At 38.4% G+C, this 2,128-nt stretch carries 4 protein-coding genes; all 4 read right to left on the reverse strand.

Annotated features, from left to right (window positions below; all coding sequences use genetic code 11):
- Nucleotides 1-175: 175 nt before the first annotated feature.
- From IGI58_RS18125 to IGI58_RS18140, 4 genes are read right to left on the reverse strand one after another with little or no spacing between them, the layout of a single operon-like run.
- A complete protein-coding gene (locus IGI58_RS18125; protein WP_429955502.1) occupies nt 176-1,015 on the reverse strand; it encodes a peptidoglycan recognition protein family protein in 840 nt (279 codons plus the stop codon).
- Nucleotides 1,015-1,278 (reverse strand): holin, encoded by a 264-nt coding sequence (locus IGI58_RS18130; RefSeq protein ID WP_429955500.1) that lies wholly within the window; start codon nt 1,276-1,278, stop codon nt 1,015-1,017. Before IGI58_RS18130 ends, IGI58_RS18125 begins: the two co-directional genes overlap by 1 nt.
- A gap of 14 nt (nt 1,279-1,292) precedes the next feature.
- Nucleotides 1,293-1,571 (reverse strand): BhlA/UviB family holin-like peptide, encoded by a 279-nt coding sequence (locus IGI58_RS18135; RefSeq protein WP_429956347.1) that lies wholly within the window; start codon nt 1,569-1,571, stop codon nt 1,293-1,295.
- Nucleotides 1,572-1,588: 17 nt separating this feature from the next.
- Nucleotides 1,589-2,029 carry a pyocin knob domain-containing protein gene (locus IGI58_RS18140; RefSeq protein ID WP_429956348.1) on the reverse strand — a complete coding sequence of 147 codons (441 nt, stop codon included), beginning with the start codon at nt 2,027-2,029 and terminating at the stop codon, nt 1,589-1,591.
- Nucleotides 2,030-2,128 lie beyond the last annotated feature (99 nt).

The following is a 2,128-nucleotide window of genomic DNA, read 5'->3' on the forward strand; positions in this document are numbered from 1 at the left end:
TCATTTTTACATGATTACAGCATTAGACACCGTTATAAAAACACTGTTAAATCAACGTTTTCGTCATTTTTTAGACAACATAATTGTACAACGATATAAAACGTTTGCCCCTTTTTTGCCCCTTTTTCAAGCAAAAAAATAAGCCTACCTCAGTTAAGAGATAGGCTTTCTATTTTTACTTAGTTACAGGGAAAACTGCTTCTAATCGTACGAACCAAGGGTTTTCCTTGTTCCATTCATTTTTTTTATAGAAAGGAATGTCTTTTCCGTTATTGTCACGATAAACTTTTTCAATGATTTTGATTTCATCTCCATCATACAACCTCCGACAATTTACACCGTTGCAAAACATTACTGCAGTAGCACTTCCGTTTGTTTCCAATTTTCCTGTTTTTGGGTTGATGGGTCTTTCATATAAACATTGCATAGTCGTTTCTCCTCTTCCTTTTGTTGGTTTATTAGTAGTTACATTATTATTCGTGTTGGAATTGATTTCAGTAGTTCCAAACCCATTTGCTAAATCTCGTTCAAATTGATCTACTGTAATTCCCCATTGGTTTAGATATGGGTATGGATCAATATGATCACTGCCGTTGCTAGGTTGGTTATAGGTGCAATACATATGGGTTTTTATCCCAGCCAAATCCTTAGTATCTAAAGTTAGCGGAATACCCGCTTCTTTTGCCAACTGACGGAGCAAATCCACATACAAACGATAATCTCGTTCAAATTCCGCTCTCGTTGCATGGCTTTGGATCAGTTCCACTGCAGCAAAAGTTTCATAATTCCAGCCACCTCCGACATCATATGCCCCACGTCCCACTTCAGCCGTTTGGATCACACGACCATTACCTACAACGTGAGTATAAAATCCGCTGTTTAAATCTTTACGATTCATGTAATCAGCTTCATTCTGCGCCGTAGAACTCGGATTACCGGTACTGTGCGGATGGATTTGTCTATAAGGTGCTACCCCCACTTGTGGGGTTGCTCTTATTTGCCGTTTAATATCCATTAGACATCATCCTTCCTAACCACATTAGCACTCAAATCATAAAAACCACCTGCCGCTAATCCAGCAATTGCTCCGCCCCAAACAAACACAATCATCTGATCTGGTGCAAACGACAAACTCCAAGCAATACCTAAAAGTAAGCCAGTCAATAAATTTAAAAGCGGTAGCCATTTGCTATCCGCTTTCGTGTATTTCTTAACTAATTGTGTAAAGGCTAGTACAAACGCAATAATTGTAGTTGCTGCTGCTAAAATGTTATCCATTGTTTTCTCCCTTTCTACTTCTTAATTTGTTCTTTAATTAGATGAATTTCATTTGTGATCTCCCGTACATTATTACTTGTTTCTTTTACTGTTTCAGATATTTCAGACATAGTTTTTGTTTGATCACTAATAAACTGCTGCTGTTCTGTAATAACTTTATTTTTATCATCTAAACGTTTAAGATATCTATTCTCACGCTCGTCGTTCTTTTTCATTACCCAAGCAAATAACGCTACGAAAAGAACAGCAAAACTGATTTCTGTTGCATTTGCCACTAAAGTTTCTATTCCCATAAATTCACCATCTCTCGTCATTTTCCTTCTAACGCTGCCACTTTTGCTGCTAAATCATTAAACTCTTTAGCTGTTGGTTGCCGCTTCCATTCATCACGCCAAGCGCTACCACTGATCACTCTTGTATAATTAACTCCCGCCGTATCTATAGCCGTTACACTACCAGCGGTAGCGTTAACCATATTGATAGTTAAGCGAGTATTTGATGTTGTAGGCGCATCTGCTGTTTTTCCTGTCGCTTCCCCTGTTTTAAATCCAGCCCCTGAAGCAATGACACGATCAAGGATAGTTTCAGTATCACTCACCTTAATAAGCGCATCACCATTATCTTGTGTAACCTTATTCATTTGTGCTTGATCAACAAACGGAATCTCGCGCCATGCTGACCACACGCCATTGTATAAGTTACGGGTAAATCGTCTAAAAGCCGTGTTGTTAGTATGATAAGTAGTCAACAATTGATTAACTCCCGGCAACTCCCCTGATGATACAAGCTCTTGTACCTCTAACCTAAAAGCGATGTTTATTGGTGTATTTAAAACGTTAGTTGCATATGC

Origin of the sequence: Enterococcus sp. AZ020 (genome assembly GCF_050499205.1) — a bacterium.
GTDB classification, from domain to species: domain Bacteria; phylum Bacillota; class Bacilli; order Lactobacillales; family Enterococcaceae; genus Enterococcus_L; species Enterococcus_L dunnyi.